The organism is Actinobacillus ureae ATCC 25976, from assembly GCF_000188255.1.
Lineage (GTDB): Bacteria > Pseudomonadota > Gammaproteobacteria > Enterobacterales > Pasteurellaceae > Actinobacillus > Actinobacillus ureae.
The window spans coordinates 1-3,342 of record NZ_GL831082.1 but is presented as its reverse complement, the minus strand read 5'-3'; the positions used below and the strand labels follow the sequence as shown (position 1 = coordinate 3,342).

At 48.0% G+C, this 3,342-nt stretch carries 2 rRNA genes; both read left to right on the top strand.

What is annotated here, in order from left to right:
* The first annotated feature begins 196 nt into the window (after window positions 1–196).
* Window positions 197–3,095 (top strand): 23S ribosomal RNA (locus tag HMPREF0027_RS11030).
* A gap of 137 nt (window positions 3,096–3,232) precedes the next feature.
* A 5S ribosomal RNA gene (rrf, locus tag HMPREF0027_RS11025) occupies window positions 3,233–3,342 on the top strand; the annotation flags it as partial.

The window sequence follows — 3,342 nt, the reverse complement described above, 5'->3', positions numbered from 1 at the left end:
TTGTTCTTTAAAAAATTGGAAACAAGCTGAAAAACTGAGAGATTTTTCAAGTTCGTTAAAGCGAAAATGATAACGAATAGATTGAAAGTCTGAGTAGTAAAAAAATCTTGACTGAACAAAAGCAGTCAAGTATTTAGTTGAATAAATACAGCATTGAGTGGATTTGAATAAGATTTGAAAATATTTGAGGTTGTATAGTTAAGTGACTAAGCGTACACGGTGGATGCCTTGGCAATCAGAGGCGAAGAAGGACGTGCTAATCTGCGATAAGCTTGGATGAGTTGATAAGAAGCGTTTAATCCAAGATTTCCGAATGGGGAAACCCACTAGATGAAGAATCTAGTATTTACTACTGAATACATAGGTAGTAAAGGCAAACTGGGAGAACTGAAACATCTAAGTACCCCAAGGAAAAGAAATCAACCGAGATTCTGTGAGTAGCGGCGAGCGAAAGCGGAAGAGCCTGTTAGTGATAGCAGTAGACATAGAAGAACGAGCTGGGAAGCTCGACTATAAAGGGTGATAGTCCCGTATTCGAAGTGTCTATTGTGGTACTAAGCTAACGATAAGTAGGGCAGGACACGAGAAATCCTGTTTGAAGATGGGGGGACCATCCTCCAAGGCTAAATACTCCTGATTGACCGATAGTGAAGCAGTACTGTGAAGGAAAGGCGAAAAGAACCCCAGTGAGGGGAGTGAAATAGAACCTGAAACCGTGTACGTACAAGCAGTGGGAGCCTCCTTGTGGGGTGACTGCGTACCTTTTGTATAATGGGTCAGCGACTTATATTTTGTAGCGAGGTTAACTGAATAAGGGAGCCGAAGGGAAACCGAGTCTTAACTGGGCGATTGAGTTGCAAGGTATAGACCCGAAACCCGGTGATCTAGCCATGGGCAGGTTGAAGATTGGGTAACACTAATTGGAGGACCGAACCGACTAATGTTGAAAAATTAGCGGATGACTTGTGGCTGGGGGTGAAAGGCCAATCAAACCGGGAGATAGCTGGTTCTCCCCGAAATCTATTTAGGTAGAGCCTTGAGCGGACACCTTCGGGGGTAGAGCACTGTTTCGGCTAGGGGTCCATCCCGGATTACCAACCCGATGCAAACTGCGAATACCGAAGAGTGATACTCAGGAGACACACGGTGGGTGCTAACGTCCATCGTGGAGAGGGAAACAACCCAGACCGCCAGCTAAGGTCCCAAAGTACTAGTTAAGTGGGAAACGAAGTGGGAAGGCTTAGACAGCTAGGATGTTGGCTTAGAAGCAGCCACCATTTAAAGAAAGCGTAATAGCTCACTAGTCGAGTCGGCCTGCGCGGAAGATGTAACGGGGCTAAAACTAGTCACCGAAGCTGCGGCATCAGTTGAAAGACTGTTGGGTAGGGGAGCGTTCTGTAAGCGGATGAAGCTGAATTGAGAAGTTTGGTGGACGTATCAGAAGTGCGAATGCTGACATAAGTAACGACAAAACGAGTGAAAAACTCGTTCGCCGGAAGACCAAGGGTTCCTGTCCAACGTTAATCGGGGCAGGGTGAGTCGGCCCCTAAGGCGAGGCTGAAAAGCGTAGTCGATGGGAAACGGGTTAATATTCCCGTACTTGTAATAACTGCGATGTGGGGACGGAGAAGGTTAGGTTAGCAGACTGTTGGATGTCTGTTTAAGCCGGTAGGTGGGAAGATTAGGCAAATCCGGTCTTCCTTAACACCGAGAAGTGATGACGAGTCTCTACGGAGATGAAGTAACCGATACCACGCTTCCAGGAAAAGCCACTAAGCTTCAGGTTATTATAAACCGTACTATAAACCGACACAGGTGGTCAGGTAGAGAATACTCAGGCGCTTGAGAGAACTCGGGTGAAGGAACTAGGCAAAATAGCACCGTAACTTCGGGAGAAGGTGCGCCGGCGTAGATTGTAGAGATTTACTCTCGAAGGTTGAACCGGTCGAAGATACCAGCTGGCTGCAACTGTTTATTAAAAACACAGCACTCTGCAAACACGAAAGTGGACGTATAGGGTGTGATGCCTGCCCGGTGCTGGAAGGTTAATTGATGGTGTTATCGCAAGAGAAGCTCCTGATCGAAGCCCCAGTAAACGGCGGCCGTAACTATAACGGTCCTAAGGTAGCGAAATTCCTTGTCGGGTAAGTTCCGACCTGCACGAATGGCATAATGATGGCCAGGCTGTCTCCACCCGAGACTCAGTGAAATTGAAATCGCCGTGAAGATGCGGTGTACCCGCGGCTAGACGGAAAGACCCCGTGAACCTTTACTATAGCTTGACACTGAACATTGAATTTTGATGTGTAGGATAGGTGGGAGCCTTTGAAGATGACACGCCAGTGTTGTTGGAGGCGTCCTTGAAATACCACCCTTTAACGTTTGATGTTCTAACGAAGATTGCGGAACGCGGTCTCGGACAGTGTCTGGTGGGTAGTTTGACTGGGGCGGTCTCCTCCCAAAGAGTAACGGAGGAGCACGAAGGTTTGCTAATCACGGTCGGACATCGTGAGGTTAGTGCAATGGTATAAGCAAGCTTAACTGCGAGACAGACAAGTCGAGCAGGTGCGAAAGCAGGTCATAGTGATCCGGTGGTTCTGAATGGAAGGGCCATCGCTCAACGGATAAAAGGTACTCCGGGGATAACAGGCTGATACCGCCCAAGAGTTCATATCGACGGCGGTGTTTGGCACCTCGATGTCGGCTCATCACATCCTGGGGCTGAAGTAGGTCCCAAGGGTATGGCTGTTCGCCATTTAAAGTGGTACGCGAGCTGGGTTTAGAACGTCGTGAGACAGTTCGGTCCCTATCTGCCGTGGGCGTTGGAGAATTGAGAGGGGCTGCTCCTAGTACGAGAGGACCGGAGTGGACGCATCACTGGTGTTCCAGTTGTCTCGCCAGAGGCACTGCTGGGTAGCTACATGCGGAAGAGATAAGTGCTGAAAGCATCTAAGCACGAAACTTGCCTTGAGATGAGTTCTCCCAGTCTATAAGACTGTAAGGGTTGTTGGAGACTACGACGTAGATAGGTCTGATGTGTAAGTGGTGTGAGCCATTGAGCTAACAGATACTAATTGCCCGAGAGGCTTAACTATACAACGCTCAAGTGTTTTTGAGCACTACACTCAGTAACAGCTTGTTTCGAATTTAAAGTGCGAATAAAAAGCAGATAAAGAACAAAGAAAAAGACAGATAAAGACGAAGGCGATAGCCGAAGTCATCAACAGAATATTCTGGCGACCAGAGTGCTGTGGCTCTACCTGATTCCATTCCGAACTCAGAAGTAAAACGCAGTAACGCCGATGGTAGTGTGGGGCTTCCCCATGTGAGAGTAGGGCATCG